This is a genomic window from Leptospira stimsonii (assembly GCF_003545885.1).
GTDB classification, from domain to species: Bacteria; Spirochaetota; Leptospiria; order Leptospirales; family Leptospiraceae; genus Leptospira; species Leptospira stimsonii.
This window is the reverse complement of record NZ_QHCT01000030.1, coordinates 1-1,392: the sequence shown is the minus strand read 5'-3', so window position 1 is coordinate 1,392 and position 1,392 is coordinate 1. Positions and strand designations below refer to the sequence as shown.

At 35.8% G+C, this 1,392-nt stretch carries 1 pseudogene; it reads left to right on the top strand.

Going from position 1 to position 1,392, the window contains the following annotated elements:
• Positions 1-212 (top strand): annotated as a pseudogene (locus DLM75_RS24810) (integrase core domain-containing protein); the annotation flags it as partial.
• Between the last annotated feature and the right edge of the window lie 1,180 nt (positions 213-1,392).

Below are 1,392 nucleotides of genomic sequence, written 5' to 3'. Positions count from 1 at the left end.
TTGAACGTTCGCATCGTACTGATAAATCTGAGTTTTATCAGCTTTTTGAATATAAGGATGATGTTGATTTGAGTAAATAATTATCGGAATGGGAAGACTATTACAATATGCTCAGGCCACACGGAGGACTTTTCGGAAAGACCCCTTATGACGTTCTGAAAATTAAATTGCATTTAAAAGAAAAAGTAAAGATAGTTGGACGAGGTCGATAGTAGTACAAATTTAGTAATCCGTGTTTGATCCAAAATCGCAAAAAAAAAATCGCAAGAGATCCTACAGGCGGCTTGTCTTTCGTTCCATAATTAGATTTCGAATCTAAAGTCGATTCAAACGGGGAGTTCCCACATCGTTCTTAGATTTTTGGGGAATTTCTAAGATCATTTTTCTCTTTCGAATGAGAAATCGTAAATTGTTCGAAACCAAATTCTAACTAAAAGGCTTTCAAAAAGAATGATTGGCTTCGTAACTTCGAAGTTACTCACTCAGTGGAGAACTTTATTTTATAGAAAGGTTGCAAGTTAGGCGAAATTCTCCGAAACGCGTGGTGTATTATCCAAATGTTGGATAGAGGATTTCGAAGGAATGCGTTCGAGCAAAACTCTGTCTTCCTTTGACGAATTATACGAAGTTCGCCTAAACGCGCATTGCTTTCAGGAACTACTCATGTCGTACCTCCGACAACTCTGATTGGAAAGATTTTATTTTACGAATGGGTTGCAGGTTATACGAAGTTCGCATAAAAGCGCGGGTTTTCAGGAACAACTCATGTCGAACCTCCGACGACTTATATTGAGAAAATAAGTTTATTTTATGGATCGGTTGCAGGTTATACGAAGTTCGTCTAAACATGCATTGGCTTCAAGAACAGCTGATATCTTAACTGCGGTGACTCTCAATAAGAGTTAAGTCTTATTTTCCTCGGTTAATATGAACTTTGCCATGTTTACATAAACAAGATTGCTCCCAAGAACAATGAATGTAGGATCCTCGCCAATTCTGATCGAGAAAAGAGTTTCGTTTTATTGAAAGTGTTGTGAATTATTTGAAATTCGCCTAAACACAGATTTTAAAGTTGATGGAAATGCTTCCAGTTTAGAAGAAACTCTACTATGGAATATTTCTGATTCGTATTTTTTGATATGATACCACGAAATTCATCATACATGAAATTCTTTCAAATTATTGTTTATCGGCGTTTATGCGAATCTGTTACTTGAAGTTCGTATAAACGCAAAATTCTCCTTCAAAGTTGTTTTTGTACGAAGTTCGTATAAACGCAAAATTCTCCTTCAAAGTTGTTTTTGTACGAAGTTCGTATAAACGCAAAATTCTCCTTCAAAGTTGTTTTTGTACGAAGTTCGTATAAACGCAAAATTCTCCTTCAAAGTTGTT